Origin of the sequence: Bacillus sp. FSL P2-0099 (assembly GCF_038007445.1) — a bacterium.
GTDB classification, from domain to species: domain Bacteria; phylum Bacillota; class Bacilli; order Bacillales; family Bacillaceae_G; genus Bacillus_A; species Bacillus_A mycoides.
In genome coordinates this window covers 4,712,085-4,733,791 of record NZ_JBBOXE010000001.1, presented here as the reverse complement: position 1 = coordinate 4,733,791, position 21,707 = coordinate 4,712,085, and the positions used below count along the sequence as shown (strand labels likewise).

Annotated in this window: 31 protein-coding genes and 1 pseudogene; 19 read left to right on the top strand and 13 right to left on the bottom strand. The window is 34.9% G+C overall.

What is annotated here, in order from left to right; genetic code table 11:
• The first annotated feature begins 101 nt into the window (after window positions 1–101).
• The 3 genes from MKY90_RS24580 to MKY90_RS24570 are packed head-to-tail and all read left to right on the top strand — an operon-like array spanning window position 102 to window position 2,498.
• Window positions 102–329, top strand: coding sequence for a FeoA family protein (locus MKY90_RS24580; protein ID WP_000060512.1), 228 nt, complete (start codon window positions 102–104; stop codon window positions 327–329).
• Window positions 326–2,314 carry a ferrous iron transport protein B gene (feoB, locus tag MKY90_RS24575; RefSeq protein WP_215599262.1) on the top strand — a complete coding sequence of 663 codons (1,989 nt, stop codon included), beginning with the start codon at window positions 326–328 and terminating at the stop codon, window positions 2,312–2,314. Before MKY90_RS24580 ends, feoB begins: the two co-directional genes overlap by 4 nt.
• 16 nt (window positions 2,315–2,330) lie before the next feature.
• On the top strand, window positions 2,331–2,498 hold the full coding sequence (locus MKY90_RS24570; protein ID WP_033708410.1) for a FeoB-associated Cys-rich membrane protein: 168 nt from the start codon (window positions 2,331–2,333) through the stop codon (window positions 2,496–2,498).
• 35 nt (window positions 2,499–2,533) lie between these two features.
• Here the strand turns inward: MKY90_RS24570 and MKY90_RS24565 are convergent, their stop codons facing one another.
• Complete coding sequence (locus MKY90_RS24565; RefSeq protein WP_131935006.1) at window positions 2,534–3,112, bottom strand: lipoprotein BA_5634 family protein; 579 nt, start codon at window positions 3,110–3,112, stop codon at window positions 2,534–2,536.
• Between the two features lie 402 nt (window positions 3,113–3,514).
• Here MKY90_RS24565 and MKY90_RS24560 point away from each other — a divergent pair, with 402 nt between their 5' ends.
• The 5 genes from MKY90_RS24560 (at window position 3,515) to MKY90_RS24540 (ending at window position 6,491) form a co-directional block, all read left to right on the top strand.
• Entirely contained in the window at window positions 3,515–4,180 is a 666-nt protein-coding gene (locus MKY90_RS24560) for a PspA/IM30 family protein (protein ID WP_002015754.1), read from the top strand.
• Between the two features lie 230 nt (window positions 4,181–4,410).
• Complete coding sequence (locus MKY90_RS24555; RefSeq protein WP_061674546.1) at window positions 4,411–4,815, top strand: DUF350 domain-containing protein; 405 nt, start codon at window positions 4,411–4,413, stop codon at window positions 4,813–4,815.
• Between the two features lie 21 nt (window positions 4,816–4,836).
• Window positions 4,837–5,343: a DUF4178 domain-containing protein gene (locus MKY90_RS24550; protein WP_002015752.1), complete on the top strand. Its 507-nt coding sequence runs from the start codon at window positions 4,837–4,839 to the stop codon at window positions 5,341–5,343.
• 13 nt (window positions 5,344–5,356) lie between these two features.
• Window positions 5,357–6,175 carry a DUF4247 domain-containing protein gene (locus MKY90_RS24545; protein ID WP_098167638.1) on the top strand — a complete coding sequence of 273 codons (819 nt, stop codon included), beginning with the start codon at window positions 5,357–5,359 and terminating at the stop codon, window positions 6,173–6,175.
• 97 nt (window positions 6,176–6,272) lie between these two features.
• Complete coding sequence (locus tag MKY90_RS24540; protein ID WP_098167637.1) at window positions 6,273–6,491, top strand: hypothetical protein; 219 nt, start codon at window positions 6,273–6,275, stop codon at window positions 6,489–6,491.
• A gap of 138 nt (window positions 6,492–6,629) precedes the next feature.
• Here MKY90_RS24540 and MKY90_RS24535 read toward each other — a convergent pair whose 3' ends face one another.
• The gene (locus MKY90_RS24535; protein ID WP_002138778.1) at window positions 6,630–7,502 is read right to left on the bottom strand and encodes a YitT family protein; all 873 of its coding nucleotides are present in this window, start codon (window positions 7,500–7,502) and stop codon (window positions 6,630–6,632) included.
• Between the two features lie 245 nt (window positions 7,503–7,747).
• Here MKY90_RS24535 and MKY90_RS24530 point away from each other — a divergent pair, with 245 nt between their 5' ends.
• A complete protein-coding gene (locus MKY90_RS24530; protein WP_098167636.1) occupies window positions 7,748–8,074 on the top strand; it encodes a zinc ribbon domain-containing protein in 327 nt (108 codons plus the stop codon).
• A gap of 47 nt (window positions 8,075–8,121) precedes the next feature.
• Here the strand turns inward: MKY90_RS24530 and MKY90_RS24525 are convergent, their stop codons facing one another.
• Window positions 8,122–9,156, bottom strand: coding sequence for a YdcF family protein (locus MKY90_RS24525; protein ID WP_098167635.1), 1,035 nt, complete (start codon window positions 9,154–9,156; stop codon window positions 8,122–8,124).
• A 708-nt stretch (window positions 9,157–9,864) separates the two neighbouring features.
• Here MKY90_RS24525 and MKY90_RS24520 point away from each other — a divergent pair.
• Window positions 9,865–10,098 carry a spore germination protein gene (locus tag MKY90_RS24520; RefSeq protein ID WP_002015747.1) on the top strand — a complete coding sequence of 78 codons (234 nt, stop codon included), beginning with the start codon at window positions 9,865–9,867 and terminating at the stop codon, window positions 10,096–10,098.
• Between the two features lie 169 nt (window positions 10,099–10,267).
• Here MKY90_RS24520 and cydB read toward each other — a convergent pair whose 3' ends face one another.
• Both cydB and cydA read right to left on the bottom strand, forming a co-directional pair.
• Window positions 10,268–11,296 (bottom strand): cytochrome d ubiquinol oxidase subunit II, encoded by a 1,029-nt coding sequence (cydB, locus tag MKY90_RS24515; protein ID WP_215599265.1) that lies wholly within the window; start codon window positions 11,294–11,296, stop codon window positions 10,268–10,270.
• Complete coding sequence (gene cydA, locus MKY90_RS24510) at window positions 11,286–12,635, bottom strand: cytochrome ubiquinol oxidase subunit I (protein ID WP_341092778.1); 1,350 nt, start codon at window positions 12,633–12,635, stop codon at window positions 11,286–11,288. The genes cydB and cydA overlap by 11 nt, the downstream gene beginning before the upstream one ends.
• A gap of 224 nt (window positions 12,636–12,859) precedes the next feature.
• Here cydA and MKY90_RS24505 point away from each other — a divergent pair, with 224 nt between their 5' ends.
• Window positions 12,860–13,423: a beta-class carbonic anhydrase gene (locus tag MKY90_RS24505; protein ID WP_002015742.1), complete on the top strand. Its 564-nt coding sequence runs from the start codon at window positions 12,860–12,862 to the stop codon at window positions 13,421–13,423.
• Here MKY90_RS24505 and yidD read toward each other — a convergent pair.
• Window positions 13,420–13,656 carry a membrane protein insertion efficiency factor YidD gene (gene yidD, locus MKY90_RS24500; protein WP_002112460.1) on the bottom strand — a complete coding sequence of 79 codons (237 nt, stop codon included), beginning with the start codon at window positions 13,654–13,656 and terminating at the stop codon, window positions 13,420–13,422. The two genes, MKY90_RS24505 and yidD, sit on opposite strands and share 4 nt — an antisense overlap.
• A gap of 128 nt (window positions 13,657–13,784) precedes the next feature.
• Here yidD and luxS point away from each other — a divergent pair, with 128 nt between their 5' ends.
• The 4 genes from luxS (at window position 13,785) to MKY90_RS24480 (ending at window position 16,264) form a co-directional block, all read left to right on the top strand.
• The gene (gene luxS, locus MKY90_RS24495; RefSeq protein ID WP_001141371.1) at window positions 13,785–14,258 is read left to right on the top strand and encodes an S-ribosylhomocysteine lyase LuxS; all 474 of its coding nucleotides are present in this window, start codon (window positions 13,785–13,787) and stop codon (window positions 14,256–14,258) included.
• 236 nt (window positions 14,259–14,494) lie between these two features.
• A complete protein-coding gene (locus MKY90_RS24490; RefSeq protein WP_002034457.1) occupies window positions 14,495–15,256 on the top strand; it encodes a MerR family transcriptional regulator in 762 nt (253 codons plus the stop codon).
• Window positions 15,253–15,948 (top strand): DMT family transporter, encoded by a 696-nt coding sequence (locus MKY90_RS24485; RefSeq protein WP_002129582.1) that lies wholly within the window; start codon window positions 15,253–15,255, stop codon window positions 15,946–15,948. Before MKY90_RS24490 ends, MKY90_RS24485 begins: the two co-directional genes overlap by 4 nt.
• A gap of 1 nt (window position 15,949) precedes the next feature.
• Complete coding sequence (locus MKY90_RS24480; protein ID WP_002129581.1) at window positions 15,950–16,264, top strand: DMT family transporter; 315 nt, start codon at window positions 15,950–15,952, stop codon at window positions 16,262–16,264.
• Window positions 16,265–16,291: 27 nt separating this feature from the next.
• Here the strand turns inward: MKY90_RS24480 and MKY90_RS24475 are convergent, their stop codons facing one another.
• From MKY90_RS24475 to ytzI, 6 genes and pseudogenes are all read right to left on the bottom strand, one after another.
• Window positions 16,292–16,522, bottom strand: a complete 231-nt coding sequence (locus MKY90_RS24475) for a YczI family protein (RefSeq protein WP_002129579.1) — start codon at window positions 16,520–16,522, stop codon at window positions 16,292–16,294.
• 11 nt (window positions 16,523–16,533) lie between these two features.
• Window positions 16,534–16,756, bottom strand: a pseudogene (locus MKY90_RS24470) (hypothetical protein).
• Window positions 16,757–16,785: 29 nt separating this feature from the next.
• On the bottom strand, window positions 16,786–17,019 hold the full coding sequence (locus MKY90_RS24465; RefSeq protein ID WP_002129577.1) for a hypothetical protein: 234 nt from the start codon (window positions 17,017–17,019) through the stop codon (window positions 16,786–16,788).
• 340 nt (window positions 17,020–17,359) lie between these two features.
• Entirely contained in the window at window positions 17,360–17,590 is a 231-nt protein-coding gene (locus MKY90_RS24460) for a DUF3953 domain-containing protein (RefSeq protein ID WP_201056989.1), read from the bottom strand.
• 13 nt (window positions 17,591–17,603) lie between these two features.
• Window positions 17,604–17,834 (bottom strand): DUF3953 domain-containing protein, encoded by a 231-nt coding sequence (locus MKY90_RS24455; protein WP_048517047.1) that lies wholly within the window; start codon window positions 17,832–17,834, stop codon window positions 17,604–17,606.
• Entirely contained in the window at window positions 17,827–17,976 is a 150-nt protein-coding gene (ytzI, locus tag MKY90_RS24450; RefSeq protein WP_002129575.1) for a YtzI protein, read from the bottom strand. The genes MKY90_RS24455 and ytzI overlap by 8 nt, the downstream gene beginning before the upstream one ends.
• Before the next feature lie 82 nt (window positions 17,977–18,058).
• Here ytzI and MKY90_RS24445 point away from each other — a divergent pair, with 82 nt between their 5' ends.
• From MKY90_RS24445 to MKY90_RS24435, 3 genes are all read left to right on the top strand, one after another.
• A complete protein-coding gene (locus tag MKY90_RS24445; RefSeq protein WP_002089150.1) occupies window positions 18,059–18,376 on the top strand; it encodes a hypothetical protein in 318 nt (105 codons plus the stop codon).
• A gap of 84 nt (window positions 18,377–18,460) precedes the next feature.
• Window positions 18,461–18,940: an antimutator 8-oxo-(dGTP/GTP)ase gene (mutTA, locus tag MKY90_RS24440; protein ID WP_002015736.1), complete on the top strand. Its 480-nt coding sequence runs from the start codon at window positions 18,461–18,463 to the stop codon at window positions 18,938–18,940.
• A gap of 113 nt (window positions 18,941–19,053) precedes the next feature.
• Entirely contained in the window at window positions 19,054–19,590 is a 537-nt protein-coding gene (locus MKY90_RS24435; RefSeq protein WP_098167632.1) for a DUF3267 domain-containing protein, read from the top strand.
• 108 nt (window positions 19,591–19,698) lie between these two features.
• On the opposite strand, the gene MKY90_RS24430 is transcribed toward MKY90_RS24435, so the two are convergent.
• Window positions 19,699–20,373 (bottom strand): HAD family hydrolase, encoded by a 675-nt coding sequence (locus MKY90_RS24430; protein ID WP_341092773.1) that lies wholly within the window; start codon window positions 20,371–20,373, stop codon window positions 19,699–19,701.
• Between the two features lie 93 nt (window positions 20,374–20,466).
• Here MKY90_RS24430 and MKY90_RS24425 point away from each other — a divergent pair, with 93 nt between their 5' ends.
• Window positions 20,467–21,585: a hypothetical protein gene (locus MKY90_RS24425; RefSeq protein WP_016102904.1), complete on the top strand. Its 1,119-nt coding sequence runs from the start codon at window positions 20,467–20,469 to the stop codon at window positions 21,583–21,585.
• The last annotated feature ends 122 nt before the right edge of the window (window positions 21,586–21,707 follow it).

The following is a 21,707-nucleotide window of genomic DNA, read 5'->3' as shown; positions in this document are numbered from 1 at the left end:
AATATTAATAAATATGAAGCAAAAAGATATAGTCCAAGTGAAATAGGGTGTGATATAATTTTTTTGAAAATAATTATCATTCTCTTCTGAGGGGGAAGGTTATGAGCTTAGTAGATATTAAAATTGGTGAGAAAGTGTTAGTAAAAAGTATTCAGTCGTTAGATCAATTATTGAAGCGTAGACTGGCTGCTTTCGGTCTGGCGGAAGGAAGCGAACTTCGCTTGAAACAGAAAGCGATGTTTAAAGGTCCTTGTACATTGGAGTGTCGTGGACAGTTAATTAGTATTCGTCATTGTGACGCGAAAATGATAAAGGTGGAATTAGCGTGAATAAGGTTGCTTTGCTAGGGAATCCGAATACAGGGAAAACATCATTATTTAATGCACTTACCGGTTCTTATGAATATGTAGGAAACTGGAGTGGTGTAACAGTAGAAAAGAAGGTTGGTAAATTAAAAGATAAGCAAGGAACATTAATTGATTTACCAGGCGTTTATGATTTGAATCCAGTTTCACGTGATGAAGGTGTCGTTACGAATTTTCTACTAACAGATGAATTTCATCATATGTTAAATATAGTGGATTCTTCTCAATTTGAGCGAAATATGCATTTAACATTGCAATTACTTGAATTTGGTAAGCCCGTTTCAATTGGTTTAAATATGATTGATGTGGCAAAGCAAAGAGGAATTGTGATTAATGTAAAACGGCTATCAGAAATATTAGGTGTAACAGTCGTTCCTGTCATCGCAAGAACCGGAAAAGGCTGTGAAGAATTACTTACTACTCTTCATGAAGAGAAACAAAAAGAGAAAAAGCCATTCATTATTTCATATGGTGTACAAATGGATGAAGGGATTGGAGAGGTAATCGCTCTTTTAGAGACAGCGGATTATGAGCATCCGAGATGGTTAGCCCTTCAATTTTTAAGCAATAACGAAGTAGTAGAAAAAGAAATGAAAGCATTACCAATTTATAAGGAACTTATAGCCATTCGATCTCGTTTAGATGGAAAACTTGATTGTACGTTGGAAGAGCACATTTACAAGACTCGTGAAGCGTATATTGAAAAGTTAAAAACAAATGTTATGCAACATGAGAAAGAAGGAAAAATTCCTTTTTCAGAAAAAATTGATAGGTTAATTACACATAAAATTTTAGGACTTCCAATCTTTTTAGCAGTTATGTTTTTTATTTTTCAGGTTACGTTTACGTGGATTGGTACACCTTTATCTGATATGCTTGATGGATTTTTTGGCGGACAACTTACTGATTGGGTTACAGCTGGGCTCACAAGTGTTGGGGCTTCTGACTTTATTCAAGCACTCGTTACAGAAGGTATTATTGCTGGTGTTGGTGCGGTATTAGTATTCGTTCCACAAATCTTTGCACTATTCTTCTTCATTTCATTATTAGAAGACTCAGGATATATGGCACGAATTGCAGTTGTTATGGATAGAATTATGGAGTTTTTCGGTTTAAACGGAAAAGCATTTATTCCCATGATTATCGGCTTTGGATGTAACGTTCCAGGTATTATGGCAGCGAGAACGATTGAACAAGAAAAAGAAAGGTTACTTACAGTTCTTGTAACACCATTTATGTCTTGTTCGGCACGTTTACCTGTATATGCACTATTTGCGGGAGTTTTCTTCCCTCATAGTCAGGCGACTGTTGTGTTCTCTTTATATATCGCAGGGATTGTTCTTGCATTACTCGTTACAAAAATTATGTCTCTTACTATTTTAAAAGCAGAAAAATCTATTTTTGTAATTGAACTACCACCTTACCGTGTGCCGCAAGCGAAAACGTTATGGCTCAGCACGTGGGAGAAAGGTAAAGGATTTGTTCGTAAAGCGGGTACATTCATCTTCGGTGGTTCTGTTGTCATTTGGTTATTAAACTATGCAGGTCCATCAGGATTTGGTGTTGATATGGGAGACAGTTTCTTAGCGATGATTGGTGGATTTATCGCACCACTATTTGCACCGCTCGGTTTTGGAACGTGGCAAGCTGGGGCATCCCTTCTAACAGGATTTTTAGCGAAAGAAGTTGTCGTTTCTACAATGGCAATTATTTATGCGGTTAAAGAAGATGTGCTAGGAAATGTAATGGGAGCACATTATACTGCGCTATCAGCATATGCATTTATGTTCTTTGTTTTATTATATGTTCCGTGCTTAGCGACAGTAGCTGTTATTAAACGTGAAACAGGATCGATGAAATGGACAGTTTTCTCTGTCGTTTATCCGCTCGTTGTTGCTTATGTATTAACGCTCATTATATACCAAGTTGGGTCCTTACTCGGATTCTAGAAGGAGATGTATCGCGGTGATGGTCAATATTATAATTGGAGCTATCATTTTTGGTTATGCAGCATATACGTTAGTTAATTTTGTAAAGAGAAGTAAAAAGGGAAAATGCGCAGCATGCTCTTTAAGTAAGTCATGTCAGTCGCAAACTTGTAGTCCAGATATGGAGCAAATTGCTCAGAAATAGAAAAAAGCTTTGCGAATTTCGCAAAGCTTTTTTGTTTACTTTTTAATTTTTACAAGTTGTGATGCTTCTACGCCGTTGTAGCCAGGGAATTCTTTACTAGGGTCTTTATCGAATTTTAATACCCCAACAGATTTTTCATCGCCTTTTACATTTACGTAAGTTGCATCATCAACAATCGCGAACATGTCGGCATATGCACGGCCACTTCCGATAATTGTATTGCCTTCGTATTTTAATTTTGCTCCATCAAGTGTAGCATTTTCTACTTTTTCTTTAGCAAATAATACACCTTGCTCTGCTGTTACAGCTGGTAATTTATCAAGTGGTTTCGTGTCGTCTTTTTCATTAACTTTGCTAAGTAACTCTTTCTTCACCAGTTCTTCACCAGTTTTCTTATCCATGACAAGAACTTTTTTACCCTCTAATGTTGTCATTTTCATTTTATAGAAGTCTTTTTCTTTCACTTCTTTTTTATTTTGATCTGTAATTTTCTGAACTTGCTCATCTGTTCCATATAGTACAAAGCCGTTCGCTTTCTCTCCTAATAAAGAACAACCTGATAATGCTCCGAATGAAATTGCTGCTGCTAATCCGATTCCTACTAATTTTTTCATGATGATTTCTCCTTTTATATGTTTTATAGTAAATACATTTTTGTATTAGTTCTGAAATGATGAGAAGCTTGTTCGTTGCTTCTGGTATTAGTGTATAAGAAATATTGCAACGTAACTATCGAGTTAGCTTACAGTAATATTACAATAATGTAATTTAGTGAAAGTGCATAAAAATAAGTCAATTCTGAAGAGGGTTAATGAGAATATATTAGGAATACAATGTTTTATCTAGAATGTCATATTATATTGGCTGTATTTTGGAAATAACATGTAAGGACATATTAGTTTTGTTATAATAAACACATAGGCTGTAAAAATGAATATTCTTTACTGTTAAGGGAGATTTTTCAGTTTTCCAAGTAGTGAATTTGAAATATGAGGTATATCATAGGAGGAATTTGGATGTCTGTATTTAAACGATTAAGAGATTTAACAATGTCGAATGTGTATTCATTAATTGAAAAAGCTGAAGATCCAGTTAAGATGACGGATCAATATTTACGCGATATGCAAGCGGATGTACAAGAAGCTGAGAAAAGTGTAGCAGCTCAAATCGCACTTGAGAAGAAATTCAAAATATTATTTGAAGAGCAAGAAGCACTTGTGAAAAAACGTGAAGAGCAAGCTCATATGGCTGTTCAAGCTAGCAACTTAGATCTTGCGCGCCGTGCTTTAGAAGAAAAACAAAATGCAGAGCAAAAGATGAATGAGTATAAAGCGAGCTATGAGCAAAACAAAGCAGCTGCTGATAACCTTCGTCTTAAGCTAGAAGAAATGCGTAAGCAATTAACAGAGCTGAAAAATAAACGTGAAACACTTGTTGCACGTGTAAATGCAGCGAAAGCACAAAAGAATATTAATCAGGCGATGTCTGGATTTGATTCAAATTCAGCAAAAGCTGGTTTAAGCCGTATGGAAGAGAAAGCACTTCAATTAGAGGCTGAAGCAGAAGCAAGCGGCGAAATTTACAAGAAAGAAAAGTCGTTAGATGATGAATTCGCAAGCTTAAACAAAAATTCTGTTGTTGACGATGAATTAGCTCGTATTATGAAGCAGTATGAGAAATAATATAGAATAGACAAAGAAACCGACATGTCTGAAGAGAATTCATGTCGGTTTTCTATTATCCCGCTATTTGCGGGCAAAGACTCCCACCTCAACATTTTGTGAAAGCAGAGAGGTTGGTGGGAGTCGGGCTGCCCGTAAATGCCCGATTGGTGAAGGCTAATAATCAGTAGGGGATGGAAAACTCCCCACTGATTAAAGTTTCACTTTACTTTTTTAGAGGAGGTTTTGTAATGACGTGGATGAATGTTTTAGCTATGCTTGTATGGACTGGAGCGAGTGCAGTACTTTTATTTGCAATTATGTGGGTTGATTCGATTTTTACAAAATACAATGATTTAAAAGAAATGAAAAATGGAAATACAGCAGTGACAACGCGTTTCGTTATGAAATTATTTGCGCAAGGGTACATTTTATCTCAATCTATAACGAAAGCGAATGACTTATGGCAAGCGCTTCTTGCCTCAGCAGTTTCATTCGTTATTTTATTAATTGTAGAAATGTTCATTGAGTTTGTGTTAAAGAAAGTGTCTGGTTTAGATTTAGAAGAAGGAACGAAAGAAGGCAGCGTAGCACATGCGTTGTTAGCTGGTTCATTACATATCGTTGGTGCACTTATTTTAGGTGCTTGTTTATAAAGAGAAAAGGAGGGGTAGATTGTGAGTTTATTTAAACGTATTAAAAATATAATGAAGAGTCCGGAGCCGCCGAAGCCAGAAAAGAGTCTTTTAACGTTGGCTCCTGGCGATATGATTGAAGTCTCGTTAGTCATGTACGAATTAACTGGGAAAACGAGCATGCATTCTCGCAAGGAGATTATTTTAACTTTGCAGGATGGGAAAGATATTCGTTATTTGAAAATTGAAGACCGTGAAAATACGTATTACAAATTGTATACACCGATTGATGGTCGTTTAGATTCAATCGATGAAATTCCGACGACGATTGAAATGGATGATATAGAGTATCATATGGAAGAACAATATAATGGACGTGTTGTTGTTATGGGGAAAACACCATTCGCTGCTTCAGAAGAACAGTACGTATGGGAATTCCAATCTGATAACCGCAAATTATTACGTGTTGAATGGCAAAATGGTCGCACAATGATGTATGAGGGAGAAGTAATTATTCCTGCTGATGTACAAATCATAAGAGCAACATAAGGGGGGCGTAATCATGTCAAACCGATTGTTTACCATGATTAAATCGTTCGTGATCCCTATACTTGCTATCGTTACATTACTTGTTATTGCCGGTTATGCTTTATCGGGCTGTCAAAGTGGTCAGGCGAAGTCAATTCAGGACCGTTACCCACTAGAGTCTGTCGCAAAGGATGGTAAACAAGAATCTTACGTGTATAGGGCCGCCAATCGGTCGGTTCCTGAAGTTGCAAAGGAACTTATAGCCGAAAGGAAACCGAAGCAAGCATCTAAAGAAGACGAAAATCAAATGTTCCTCGTTTATTCTGATAAAATGTATAATTTACAAAAGGATAAAGAGAAACCATCTGATACGTTAATTGAAATAAGCAATGAAGAATTTGTCCGTCAAAATTACCAACCATCCTTCTTACAAGGATATATTATGGGGAGTATAATAAACGATATATTCGGTTCACGCAAATCATCATACGGTGATTATCGCGGATATAATGACAGACAAAATCATAAACCGGTGATCCCGGAAAGACCACCTACGAAAGAGGAAAAGAAAACCCCGCCTCCAATTACGAAGGAAGGGAAAGGATCTATTATTAAGCGAGGCGATAATGTAGATCCGAAATCATCTGTAGGTGATAAAGGAAGTATTACGGAAAAAGGAAGTAAAACGACGCCACCGCCTTCTACCGGAAGCAAAGGGAAAATTACGAAAAACCCGGGTGGCTCGAGTGGATCTGATGTGAAGCCGAAATCATCCATTAAAAGCCCACCAAAGAATACGTCGCCCCCGAAAACAAGGGTTGGCGGTTCAGGGAAAATTATGAAGAGAAGATAGTATAGAGACTGAAAAGTGAAATTTGCTTTTCGGTCTTTTTATTATGGGAATTAATTCCTTATAGCTGGTACAATTAAGTTATAAGGAGGAGATTATTATGACTATATATAAAAGGTTTAGTTTGATTATGTTCCTCGTCTTATTCCTCAGTTTGTTTATTAGCACAACGATGAAATTTCACTTTATAGTAGGTATTCTATGGATACTGTGTACATGTACTCTCTTTCTATATGTTCCGCTTCGCTTTCAGCATGAAGTGCCCGCCTTTCAAAAGTACGTCGATTGGATTAAAAGCAGGGGAAGATGGGGGGAGTAAAATATATCAACGGTTTTTCGATTATATCTATCGTAGCTCAAAATATATCAACGATTCGAAAAGGAATATCGATTTACCAACTTCATAATAAAAAGAGGCTGCACCAATATTTTGGCACACCCTCTTTTTTCATAATGATTAATGAATATCACGTTTCTTAAAGTTACCGCCTTTTACTTCAGCTACGTCATAAACTGTAATAAAGGCATTAGGATCGATTTCATTAATCAGGTCCTTCATTTTACTTTCTTCTAAACGGTTAATTACACAAGAAATTTCTTTGAATTTCTCTCTTGAATAACCACCGTATACTTCGTTATACGTTGCGCTTCGGCCTAAACGATCGCGAATTGTTTCTACCATTAATTCAGGCTCTTTCGTGATGATTTTAAATGTTTTCGAACCACTTAAACCAACTTCAACGATATGAATCACTTTCGAAGCGATAAAGTAAGCAATTGCCGAAAGGATAGCCCCTTGAAGACCAAATACTGTTGAAACAAAAATAAAGACAAACATATTTAAGAATAAAATAAGGTCACTTGTTCCAAAAGGTAACTTACGAGAAAGTAATACAGCTAGCATATCGATTCCATCTAATGCGCCGCCGTTACGTAAGGCTAGTCCCATACCGAAACCGATAATAATACCACCAACAACTGTAACGAGTAGTGTATCGCCTTCAATAATAGTTGGTATTCCGTGCATGACAACGGTACCTATTGCTAATGAAGCAATCCCGATGATGGAATAAATTGCAAAGCTTTTACCGATTTGTTTATATCCTAACCAAACGAAAGGAATGTTAATAACTGCGATTAGAGCTCCTAATGGCAATCCAAATAATCTTGAACTAACGATACTTAAACCAGTCACACCACCGTCGGATACGTTATTTGGAATTAAGACAGCTTCTAATCCGTACGCTGTGATAAATGCCCCAATAATAATCATCAAAGCTTTTGAAGCAATTTTCAGCTTATTGGGCTTACTCTTGACAATTTTCTTCATGTAATTTCCTCGTTTCAAACTAGTTTCTTATTTGTTACGTAATTCACACCTAAATTCCATTTTAACATTTAATTTGAAAAAATTCTCCTTTAATGGATGTATGCAGGGGATATTATCACCATATTATTAATTTAAATACGCCTGTAGCTGATAAGTGAGTGGTCATAATTTGATATAAACAAGTGGGAATGAACAGTATGGATATGTACACTTGAGACGTTGATCTTAAGGAGGGATTCTGTGAGATACTGTACGCGAAATGTGGAAATGAAACGAACGATGGTAATAAGTTTTGTGGACAGTGTGGAGAGAGTCTTAGTTATGCAATAGTTAAGGGGAATCCAGTAAATCGTCATTCAAATAGTGATATAGAGGTGTTTTCATTAGTTGGTTTTATAACAGGATTAATATCTTGGTTTATTAATTTGTGGGGACTTGTTGGCAGTATAGCTATCGTTTTTTCTATATTAGGTTTAAATAAAAAGGTGACAGGGACTAGTAAAGTGTTTGCTATCATAGGAGTTGTTTCTGGAATTATTAATGTTCTGTATGCGTTTATGTTAATTATTTAACTAAAAAAATGCCCCTCTTTCATGAAAGAGGGGCATTTTTTTAGTTATTAAGAAACAATAAAACTAAGCACGGATACGAATAAAGCAAATCCTAAAACCGTTCCGCAAACTTTCATATGACGTTTACGTCCCATTACGACAATCGCAACATATTCACGAATCATTGCATTAGGCCAGTAATAAAATGCAGTTTTGGATCCAATTCCTTGGCTATTAAGACCAGCTTGTCTTGCATATATACCAGCACGGAAAAGGTGGAAATTATTCGTTGTAAAAATACTTTTATACTTACCTTCAGGCTTTAAAGAATCCATAATTTTTTTAGAGAACGACATATTTTGATATGTGTTTACAGAGCGATTTTCTTGCACTGTATGTTCAAGAGGAATTCCGTTTTCAACAGCGTACTTTTGCATCGCTTCTGCTTCTGGAAGGCCTTCATCCGGACCTTGTCCACCAGAGAAAATGATTGTTGGTGGTGTATTCACAGCAGCTTGTTTCCAATAAAAGTCGATTGCTTTATTAATACGACTTGCAAGTAAAGGCGGTACTTTATCATTAATTAAGCCGCTACCAAGAACGATGATGAAATCTTGATTACGTCTTGGTCTGTTGAATTGGTATAAAAAATAAGCGGTTAAGAAGTTAGATAAGTGTATAAAGAAATATAAAGTTATAAGAGAAATACCAGCGAAAATAGGCCTTAAATGTGATGAGAATAAACTTGCTGGATTTATAATAGGGAGTAACATCAAGAATAAAATCCCTAAAGCAGCAATGAGTGTTAAACAGTTAGTAAAACGTCTTCCTTCTCGTTTCATTAAAATTCTTGCGTTAAGAAATAACCCAAACATTAAAGCAACAATACCGAAAGGAATCATAATGATAAGTGCTAAAATAGGTAAAAACATGATGTAGTATAGATTAGCATTACCTGAGTCATAAGCTGCAAGCATACAAAAAATAAGGAAAAAACAGAAAAAGGCATTAAATAAAAAGCCGTTTATTATTTTTCGTGGATCCTTTAAGTAAGAGATAAGAAAAATAATAAACAATATAAGAGGAATAATTCCGAAATACATAAGTAGTGCACACCTCAATTTTTATAAAGTTTTATAATACTTTCTATATTACATGATTTTATAATTGTTTAATTAAAAAATAAGGATTTTGAATTTTCTCAATAAACGTTATAGATAAATATGGTAAAATGTATTCAAGGTGAGATGTTAAAAGTAAAATGGTTGAAGAGGCACTCTGTGGGGTGTCTTTTTTTGTATGTAATTATGCATATTATGTTTATTTTCAAGGGAAGAGGATTAAAATATAAGTTGTGGATACACGCTATAAAGCAGAATTTTATATTAATATTTACCTCTACTCTTTTTGTACCTAACAATCTTGTAACAATTCATGATTCTGTTTTCTAGTGTGTGTTTACAAAAAGCGGGATGGGGTATATATAAACAGGGGAAAGGACGTCTTCTTGAAAGGCGTCTTTTTGTTTTTTAGTATAGATAATTTCCACTATTAACGTAGTGCAAACTATCTATACTAAACATTAGCAATCTTCCGTATAAAGATTATCAATTTACTATATATTCCAGCGGTGTTAAGCTACATATGAAAGGCTTTCTTTTTCAAAATATTACCCCTAATAAAATTTTGAAGAAGTCAACTGTCTCCAAACTTGCCATTAATGCTTAGAGAAAAAGCACTCAATTTGAGTGCTTTTTCTTATTGAAACATGCTATTTTTGTAGGCGATGTTCATAAAATAAAAGTAACGAAATGAAAGTAGGTGATAAAATGCCAGCTATTGTGGAAGGGGTTATTATTGAGAACTGTAACGGGACAATTAACTTAGGTGATAAATATAACGTACATCCAATTGAAAAAACGAAAGCTTATAATGGATCGGGATCTTCAAATACCGGATTAAATGTGAGGACATTCAGTGGTATTAGTACGGCAGATGTAACGGATAACGATGTGTATGACCAAGTAATTCAATCTACGTTATAATTTTTATATGTAAAATTGCATAAAATGATGTGCTTGCCCTGTGATACAATTTAGTTGTGAGCTGTTAGTGATTCTTCTTTATCATAGTTGTTAGATTAGAAATGTAACATCTTATCGAAAATCATACGTAAAATAAAAAAGACACTTCGCTCGAAGTGTCTTTTTTATTTTAGTGATATCCTTTAGCAGAGTCTTTATGAATTTTATTTTTAAATATGCTGTAGCTCCAAAGCTGATATCCAATAACGATTGGTACCATGACGATTGCAACGAAGAACATAATTTTTAAATTTAATTGACTACCAGCTGCGTTGTATAACGTTGTACTATAAGCGTCGTTAATACGAGATGGTAACATTCTTGGGAACATACCTACAAAACCAGTTGTCATAAACATTGCGATTGTTAAGCAAACGAATGTGAATGCAAGGCCGATTTTATGTTTGTACACCATAATAAGTGTGAGTACACTCATTAACATTGCAAGTACTGGAAGAATGAATAGTACAGGATATTCCGTGAAGTTTTGGAATAAATTTGTACGATTTGCAGTTGCGACATAGAAGATAGCTAAAATGATAGCAGCTGCCATTGAAAATGGTCTTGCAATTTTATAAGCACGATCAGATACTTCGCCAGTTGTTTTAATCATAATCCAAAGGGCACCAGATACGACGAATATAGCAGTGAAGAAAAGACCGCCTAAAATACCATAATGGTTTAGTAAGCTAAGTAAAGTTCCTTCATAACCATCTTTTCCGATTTGCAGCCCGTAATACAGGTTAGCGAATGTAACACCGAATAAGAAGGCGATTAGGAAACTACCAATTGTAAATGCCCATTTACAAGTTTTTTGCCAAATTGGTGAATCGTCTTTATGCATAAATTCAAGTCCAGCGGCACGAGCAAATAGTGCAAGTAGTACTAAAAATAGTGGTGTATATAGGTAGCTAAACATATTTGCATATGTGACTGGAAAGGCAGCAAATGTTGCACCACCAGCTGTAATTAACCATACTTCATTACCACCCCAGAACGGGCCGATAGCTTCTTGTAATTGATTTCGTTCTTGTCGGTCTTTCGCAACGAATGGGAAAATCATTCCGTTACCGAGTGCGTAGCCATCAAGAATGAAGTACACTGTCCAAATTACGCCCCATAAACCGAACCAGATAATTGCAAGCATATCATGAGACATGAGCCGCACCTCCTTCAGTAGCAGGTTCTTCTAATGCAGCGGGTCCTTTTTTCGCGAACTTCAGCATTAAGTATACGTCTGCAATTAAGAGTAAAGTGTAGAACAATATTAAACTAATTAATGAGAACCAAATTTGTGGAACTGATATAGGTGACACGGATTCTGCTGTACGCATTAGTTTATAAACTGTCCACGGTTGACGACCTACTTCAGCGACAATCCAGCCAGCATTAATTGCAATATATGGAAGTAAAACAGACCAAATTGTAATTTTTAAATAACGTTTTGAGTTTTCTAGTTTTCCTTTTCGGTTTAAATAGAAACCGTACCAAGTTAATGCCATAAAGAACATGCCAAGTGCAACCATTAAGCGGAAGCTATAGTACACGAGGTTAACATTTGGACGATCTTCTTTTGGAATATCTTTTAAACCAACAATTTCTCCATCAAATGAGTTTGTATAGAAGAAACTTCCGAGCTTTGGAATAGTAAGTAGTTCAAAGTTTTTTTCATTTTTCACATCAGGAATTTGAATGATTGAGAAGCCTTGTCCTTTTCCGGTTTCCCAAACAGCTTCCATCGCAGCTCCTTTTGCTGGTTGATATTTAGCAGCTGATACACCGGATTGATGGCCCATAAATGGTGTAATTGTTGCGGCGAATAAACCTAACATTAAACCAAATTTAAATGATTTTTTGAAGAATTCCACTTCGTTTTTACGTAGTAAGTGATAGGAACTAATTGCCATAACGAAGAAAGCACCGACAATATAACAACCAATTACAGTGTGGAAGAACATATTCCATGCATATGGATTTGTAACAAGTGCCCAGAAGTCATTTAATTCAGCGCGGCCGTTACGTACTACGTACCCAACAGGATTTTGCATGAATCCGTTTGCAGTAATAATCCAAAGGGCAGAAATATTTGTTCCAAGTGCAACCATCCACATACAGAAAGCACGGAATTTTGGTGAGATTTTGTCTTTACCGAATAACCATATTCCCATGAAAGTAGATTCTAAGAAGAAGGCAACGAGTGCTTCGATTGCGAGAGGTGATCCGAAAATATCCCCCATATATTTGGAGTACTCAGACCAGTTTGTTCCAAATTGGAATTCCATCGTAATCCCAGTTATAATCCCCATTACGAAGTTAATTGTAAAAAGTTTTCCCCAGAAATTTGCCATTTTGCGGTATGTTGGATTCAATGTGCGGGCGTATTGAGTTTCCATACATGCTACTAAAATAACAAGTCCGATTGTCAAAGGTACAAATAAAAAGTGATAAAAAATAGTAATTGCAAATTGAAAACGACTTAGTAACAGAACGTCGGACATAATAAATATTCACTCCTTTTTTACATTATCTACAATCAGTTTATAGTGAAAAAACGTTTAAAGTATGTGAGACTTGTTACAAAGGTGTGTGTATATTTTGAAAGAATTATGTCGATTATCTGAAAATATCCTATTTTTACTATAAAGCAATATCCTTTTTGAGTTTTTCAAATTTTGGTACACTACATATGTAATGTAAATGAGAGAAAAGAGGGTTCTTTACTATGAAGTCATTAGAAGAGATTTTACAATACAATGAAAAGTTCGTTGAAGAGAAAAAATACGAAGAGTATGAAACAGGAAAATTTCCAAATAAAAAAATGGTAATTATCTCTTGTATGGATACTCGTCTTGTTGAATTATTACCGAAAGCAATGAATATGCGTAACGGTGATGTGAAAATTATTAAAGTAGCAGGCGCTGTTATTTCACATCCATTCGGAAGTATTATGCGTAGTATTTTAGTCGCTGTATATGAGCTTGGAGCTGATGAAGTATGTGTTGTCGGTCATCATGATTGTGGTATGGCAAAAATTCAAGCAAGCAGTACAATTGAAAAAATGAAAGAGCGCGGCGTAACAGAAGAGAAATTAGATACACTTCGTTATTCTGGAATCGATTTAGAAAGATTCTTACAAGGGTTCTCTAGTGTAGAAGAAAGTGTAGAACATAGTGTGTCAATACTCCGCAACCATCCGTTACTTCCGGAAGAAGTACCTGTTCACGGTCTTGTTATAGATCCTGACACAGGAAAATTAGATTTAGTTGTAAATGGTTACGACAATTAAGAATTTACTTTGTCATCCTTTTTATCTGGGACAGGATCAAATCCTCCTGGATGGAAAGGGTGACATTTTAATATACGCTTACATGTAAGCCAAAATCCTTTGAAGGCACCGTGTTTTTGAAACGCTTCTAATCCATAATGAGAGCAAGTCGGATGAAAGCGGCACGTTGGCGGTGTCATCGGAGAAATGAACTTTTGATAAAAGCGTATAATACCGATAAAAATCTGTTTCATAATGGTCTCCTTTTCAGCATAGTCTTAAAGTATTATAGCACGACAGTACATAATACTTTACTAATGTGCATTTCCGTTATATCATATTGGATATAACGGAATTAAATTAAAAGCGGGAGAGATGTTGTATGCCATCAGTAGAAAGCTTTGAATTAGATCATACGATTGTAAAGGCACCTTATGTAAGACATTGCGGAGTTCACAACGTAGGTAGCGACGGTATTGTAAATAAATTCGATATTCGTTTTTGCCAACCGAATAAACAAGCAATGAAACCAGATGTTATTCATACGTTAGAACATTTATTAGCATTTAATTTACGTAAATATATTGATCGTTATCCGCATTTTGATATTATCGATATTTCACCAATGGGTTGCCAAACAGGATATTATCTTGTAGTAAGCGGAACACCGACGGTTCGAGAAATCATTGATTTATTAGAACTAACATTAAAAGATGCGGTTCAAATTACAGAAATTCCAGCTGCAAATGAAACACAATGTGGCCAAGCGAAGCTTCACGACTTAGAAGGAGCACAACGCTTAATGAACTTCTGGCTAAGCCAAGATAAAGATGAACTTGAAAAAGTATTTGGATAAAGAAAAACTGCCTGTGAAAGGGCAGTTTTTTTATTTGTAAAAGAGAAAGGTACAGATTTTATATAAAAACAATGAGTTTCACTTATGAGCATTTTTAAGAAATGAAAGGCAGTAGGTGAATATATTAATGAGAGCTCCTGTTTAAAAAACAGGAGTTTTTTGTGTGAATGGAGTATTGACTTTAACGTATACGTCAAAGTTTATAGTGAAGATAAATAAGGCGTAAGGAGGAAACGATGGATAAGTATAGCATTGGTGAAATTTCAAAAGAAACGAATGTAACGACGAGAACACTTAGATATTATGAGGAAATTGGATTATTAAAACCGTCGTACGTTGCCGAGTCAGGATATCGTTACTATTCAAAAGATGATGTAATTACATTGCAACAAATAACAACGTTTAAAAAGCTTGGTTTTAAGCTTTCGGAAATAAAAAAAGTGTTAAAAGAGGAAAAGGGAAATTCAGAAGAAAGATGGAAAAGTGCAATTCAAAATGAGATTCGAACAATACAAGCAGAAGTAAAAAGATTACAGGACTTAGAAAAACTATTATATACAACATTTCATTCCATTGAATTAACAGGGGAGCTTAAAACAGAAGATTTAATGTTATTTATAAAATCCGTACAGGGAATTGATCAGAGGGAGAAATTTTGGAAAAGGTATTTTAATGAGGAAGAGCAGCAGATTATTCAGGGCTTACCAACATTTGAAGAAAACGATAAAAGAACGAAAGAGTGGTTGCAAGTATTAAGAGAAATTCGTGAGCGTATAAATGAACCAGTAGATTCACCAGAAGTTCAACAATTGGCGGAAAAAGTAGTGGATTTTTCCATGCACGTATTTCAAGAGGATGAACAATTAATAAATAAGTATTGGGAATTAATTAGACCTGAAGAGGGGGAGATTGCAAAAGTATATGGACTTGATTCGGAAACAATGGAGTATATAGATGAAATGGTAGAGTATTATTTGAAAAAGGAGGAAGATAAATGACAGCTATGCAAAAAGAGAAGCTATATGGAAAGGAGCACGCACGATTAGAGCGGCAATACTTTTATAAACATGTGAGCATTTTCATTCTTGCACAGCTTTTATTTATTTTTGTAATAGGGCTTGTACCAGCTCAAGAGTTACCAAGTGGATCTTATATTCTTCATATGAAAGAATGGATTTTGAATAAACAAATAGGCTTTTATAAAAATGAAACTATTAATACCATTGTCAGTGTTTGGACATCGGTACTTATGATTCATTTTATATGGGCGATGTCTTACATTCTTTTTCCGAAAAAGAAACGTAGCTCTTCAAAACAAGAAATGCGACAAGAGGTAAAAGAAGAAGTGAAAAAGAAAAAGGAGATTAGTACAAATAGGGCGTGGCTGTATTTAGTATTTGGAGGCTTAATCGAAATATATTGGGCAACAGGATTAAAAACAAATTCGATGAGTATTTTGACACTTATTGCAATTTTATCTAGCTTTCATCTATTAATTGAAGCAACTAAAAGAATCCCAATTGGAACGGCATATGCAGTATTTACTGGAATTGGGACAGTGGGAACGATAGTAGTAGATATTTTATATTTTAAAGAGCCATTTTCGTTTATTAAAATTTTCCTTGTTTGTTTATTAGCATTATTTATTATCGGATTGAAATTTAGTGGCGACAAGGAAGAGGTGAAATAAAATGGCATGGATGTATTTAATTATAGCTGGGCTCTTTGAAATTGTCGGTGTAATTGGGATAAAGAAAGTAGCAAAAAATAATAGTTGGACGAATAATATTATTTTAATAGGTGGTTTTATTATTAGTTTTCAATTTTTAACGATGGCGCTTCAAGAAATTCAGTTATCCATCGCATATGCAGTTTGGACTGGAATCGGAACGCTCGGGGCAGCAGTTGTCGGTATTTTATTCTTTCAAGAACCTAAAAACGCTTTTCGGATTATTTGTATCGTTGGGATTATGGGGACGATTATTGGATTGAAAGTAGTGAGTTAAAGAAGAGCAAAATCTGCTCTTCTTTTTTTATGAAAGTAGACTAGACACCCCAACATATAAAATAAAGGCAGAACCGAGAAAATAAACAAATGCTTTTGCTTTTTGCCGCTCTTTTATTTCATCAATTCCAAAAAGGATAAACATAATACTTAAAAGGATAAATACGAATGGTAAAAGCATAGAGAAGTTTGAAAAGAGGCTAAATAGGGCGAGAATAAGAGCGATAGTCGCTATTATAATTCGAATGTTTTTTAACATGAAATCCTCCTTTAGAAGAACAGTATAAATGGAATGACAAAAATAATGGTAAACATACTTAAACCGATGCTAATAGCTCCAATTTGCTTTTACTGCTTTTGAATCATCTCAATTCCTACTAAAATGCCATACAAATGGTAGGTGAAAAGATTTGTATGGCATTGTAAATGTACTGTATAAACATAGAATCAAAGTAATAAAAACGATGATTAGTTGTATTTGTTTTATGTGCATTTTAGCCCCTTTTAAGTAGAAAGAGTTAGTTACCTGGAGATAATAATTATAATAGCGACGATTAAAGTAAATACGCCAGAAAAGAAGGAGAGTGTACTATGTACTTTCTTTCCTTTCTGTTTTTCTTCTGCGCTCATGATGAAAGTCATAATAGATAAGGCAATAAGCATATAGGGCATCGTAACAAGCGGGTTTGTAGATATTCCATATAGAGCGAGAGAGATGACAATAAGAGCGGATATGATGCGAAATGTTTTTAGCATACTACCACCTATCTTCTTGTAGTTTTAAATTAGCCTTCAATGTAATAACAGTTCGTAGTTGGTATTTAAAGTTTCATTCTACATGTAACGAAGGTAGTTCGATATTACAATGAAGAGCATAAGAATAGAAACGAAAAAATGCGAGATACCCATTGATTTTCTTCCGGATTTCAGTTCATTAATTCCTAGAAGAATAAAGAAACAACTGAGAGCAAATTGCATGTATGGGAGAAGTGTGAAATTATCGGTAGCAAGAGAATAAGTGCAAAGAGAGATTGTGAGAAGCATGAAAAAATAGCGTATTCCAGTTAGCATCGAATTCCTCCTTTAAATAGACTATTTATCGAAATATTTCTGAGAAGCCAAGAAATAAAGCAACAGCTCCTGCTAACAGAGCAAGTATGCTACCACTTTTTTGCTGTTTTAAGATTTCCTCTATACTAATAATGAAAGCCATCCCCCCTAAAAAGATGAACATATAAGGCATGATTTCCCTATTACCAGTAAAAAAGCTATAGATTGCTATAGATAAAGCAATAAGTGATAAAGTAATCCGTAATCCTTTCAGCATAAAAGACCCTCCTCTATTTTATGTAGGTAATGATAAAAACAAGCCAAATGAAAGCACCAGCAACAATGCAAATAAATCCGGTTCCTGAATCCTTCTTTTTTATTTGCTCAATTGCGATGAGAAACATTAAAGCTCCTAATAGAAATTGTGAAAGTGGTAGAAAGTTATTTTGACCTGTCAGTAAACTAATAGCGGATATGATGATGACACTGAGTGCGATTAAAATGCGTAGTATATTATGAATGCTCTTTACTGTTTTTTGTATAAGGGTTATCTTCTGGTTTATCAATCGAATGTTTGTAAGAATAGCCTTTATTAATCGTCATAACGGAGAGTACTAATACGATCAGTACGATTATAATGCCGATAATTAATATTTTGAGCATGAAATCCCTCCTTTTTTTATTTTACATAATTTTGTAATTGATGAAAACAATAGAAATTAAAAGGATGAAAGAAGGGTGTTACATGGAGAATAAAAAAACATATTATATATCAGTTGGAAATGGTCAAATTTCGCAAGTGAAGACGGCGGATACGTATAATTTTGAAATTTATGCAAATGACGAAGAGATTACGGAGTTAAGAGAGTATTTTGATCAAGCGTATGAAGAGGACTTAGGTTCGTATGTACGCTCCCACGTTCCATTCGTTGAGTATCATCACGATTCGAATAATGATCGATATGATGAACAACTACAAAAAGCATATAAAATGATTTATGATCTAGGGAATCATGAAACGAAAGAATTAGTCGCACAAATGGGAATAATCAATGGATTGTAATTGGATAATATTATGCAGAAAAGCGAGAATATGCTACAATTTGTGGTAGGAAAAACTTGTAATCATCAATAGGGGAGTAATGGCATGTACAAATTTAAAGATTATTACCACAACACTGTACAATTATCGTTTGAACGTTACCCATTTTCTCCTGAGCCAAAGCATGTTTGGGTTGTATGCCGGTACGGGGATCAATGGTTATTAACGCATCATTTACGCCGTGGTCTTGAATTTCCAGGTGGTAAAGTAGAACTCGGGGAAACACCGGAAGAAGCGGCAGTTCGAGAAGTTCATGAGGAAACCGGCGGCATAGTTTCTGATTTAACTTACTTAGGGCAATACAAAGTATCCGGAAAAGACAAAATAATCATTAAAAACATTTATTTTGCAACAATTAGTGCAGTAGAGCAACATACGCATTACGAAGAAACGAAAGGGTCTGTTTTATTAAAAGACATTCCTGATAATATTAAAACTGATAGAAAATTTAGCTTTATTATGCGCGATGATGTATTAGCGCGTACGATGAAACATATAGAAGAAATCGGCTGTTTTACGAAGTAAAATGGCCGGTTTCTTTTTTTATGTGTAAGAATGAATGTAAATACATCTTCATATTGTTTTAGATATATTATACAATTTCACAAAGGTATATTTACATTTTAGGAGGTGAAAAGGTGGATAACAGAAAAGAAACAACTGTCTCTGTTTCAATGGTTAAATTAAATGTTTATTCATTTTTTATAATATTCGCTCTGGCGATTGGAATTGGTTATTTACATGCGCTTTTTTCAGGCGAGTTTCAAATTGAAATTACATTGCCGATTATGTTTCTTTTGATTATTGGAATGATTATCCTCGTTTGTATTCATGAGGCAATACATTTAATTGGATTTCGTTATATCGGAGGTGTTCCGTGGAGTGAACTAAAATGGGGCGTCAATTGGAAATTAGGTGCTGCATATGCTCATTCTAAACAGGTGATTACAGTAAAGCAAATGAAGACAGTGTTAATGCTTCCGTTTTTACCAACTGGAATTTTACCAATTGTATTGGGATTATCTATGAATTTGGAGCCACTCTCATTTTTAGGGATTCTACTAACAGCAGGTTGTATCGGTGACATTGCTTTATATAAAAAAGTTTCAAAGTTTCCAGATGATGCGCTAGTTAAAGATCATCCGAGCAAACCGCAGTTTACAGTATATGAATAATAAAGGAAGAGGAGGCGTTTTTGAAAAATGGCCTCTTTTTTGTTTGTCAGCTTTTGTCGGTAAGCCGATGTTTCTTGTTGAATCGCTGATAAAGTGAAGTTTCATTTACTATTGTCTTGTTTTTCTCTCCACCTCTAAAAACGAAAGCACCTCTAATAAATCATCCACCACACGTGAATGTTCAAAGTCACCCCAAAATGAATCTCTCTTCCAAACGCCAAGAATGCCTATTTGTTCAGCCCCTATTACGTCATTTTCTGGATGGTCTCCAACGTAAAGGCATTCTTCTGCTTTTACGTTTAGCTTTTGCAAAGCTCGTTCGAAAATCTCAGGATGTGGTTTTTTCATTCCTTCTGCTTCTGAAATGAAAATTGTGTTTGTATACGTATGTATGTTTAGTGCTCGAAGGTTGCTCATCTGAAATTTAGTAAAGCCGTTTGTAATAATACCAATTTTAATGTTTCGCTGTTTTAATTGTTGAAGTAGTTCATGCATGTTTTGGAAAGGAATACAATGATGTTGGAAGTTTGTAATGTAGTCGTGCAGCAGTTGCTCTTGCGTTAAAGTGGTAATGTTGTATGCGCAAAGGAGAGTGGAATATACCTTATCTTTCCACGTGTAACCATTATTGTCGAGTTCGAGAAAACGAGAGCAATACTCGAATTTTTTTATGTTTATCAAATGAAAGGCGAAGCGATTATATTGATCGCGAATAAATTGCTCTAGAGATTGGCGACGATCTAATAGTGTTCCATCTAAGTCAAATAAGACTGCTCGAATCATGGGAAACCTCCATACAGCTTTTATAATTAATTATCGCATATTCGTTAAAAAATGATTATGATATTTTTGTAGAATGGAATAATGGAGGTGCGTATGAAGAAACTGTATGGCAAGTTAATGTGTTTTATGATTTCAACGGGCTTAGTAGCTGGATGTGATATGTCGGAGCAAACTTCGAAAAGAGAGAAAAAAGATGTGTGCGAAACGACAGAAGAATGCACACAAATAGGTGATAAAACACTTCAAAAAGTATATAAAAAGATAGATGGACTTTCAGAACTTGAAGTACTAGAGGATTATGATTTAGAAGGACATTCAAGTAACGATATGAAAGAAGCAGAAATGAAAAAAAAGGATGATGAAAATTATTTCTTTTTAGCTTCTTATTATATCGATGGTGATGAAATTGTAGATCCTTATTTCGATAAACTAGATCGCAAACGATTGAATAAGGCTTTTGCGGAGGATAAGGACGCGAAAGAAGAAGTATTAAAGCAACGTCAAGATAGGGATTATCATGAATCGTTATGGGAGATGTATAGCACGCTTATTCCTGCTAAGTATCGCACTGACATAAAAGAGTTTGATATGGTAACAGATGGATACGATGGAATTGTGGCTCATGTTATGCCGAGTATGGAGTATCCGAAAGAGTGGACCATTAGTTTAGATACGCTTGATTCTGCAGTAAATATCGATCAAGTGATGAAAACATTAATACATGAGACGGCTCACGTATTAACGCTGGGACATAAACAAATACCAGTAAATGAAAAGTACTTAAAGGCTTTTGAAGAAGATAAAGATATTTCATCATACCAAAATAAATGTAAATCTCTTTTCTTACAAGAAGGATGTGCGAAGGAGAGCTCTTATATAAATCAATTTTATAATTCTTTCTGGAAACCAATTGACCAGGAGTGGACAGAAAAGAAAGTGGAAGAAAGCGAAGAAGCTCAAATTGAATTTTTTAAGGAAAAGCATGGTGAGTTTGTTTCACTGTATGGGACGACAAATGTGGCAGAGGATATTGCGGATACATTTACAGCGTTTATTTTACAAGATTCAAAAAAGGTGAAAGAAGGAACAGAATTAAAATATAAAAAAATTATCTTCTTCTATCAATTCCCCGAGCTTGTAAAAATGAGAGCGGAAGTGTTAGCGGGATTATATGATGTTTCGAAAACGATAGAACAACCAAGTGGACACTAATGCGAATTATGTGTTCGATATATTTTAGCCAAGGGAAAACGTGAAGAATTATAGTTCTTTGCGTTTCTTTATGTTGATAAAATTGAAAATTCTGTCTTTTTTAAAAAAAGAAGAAGGAACTG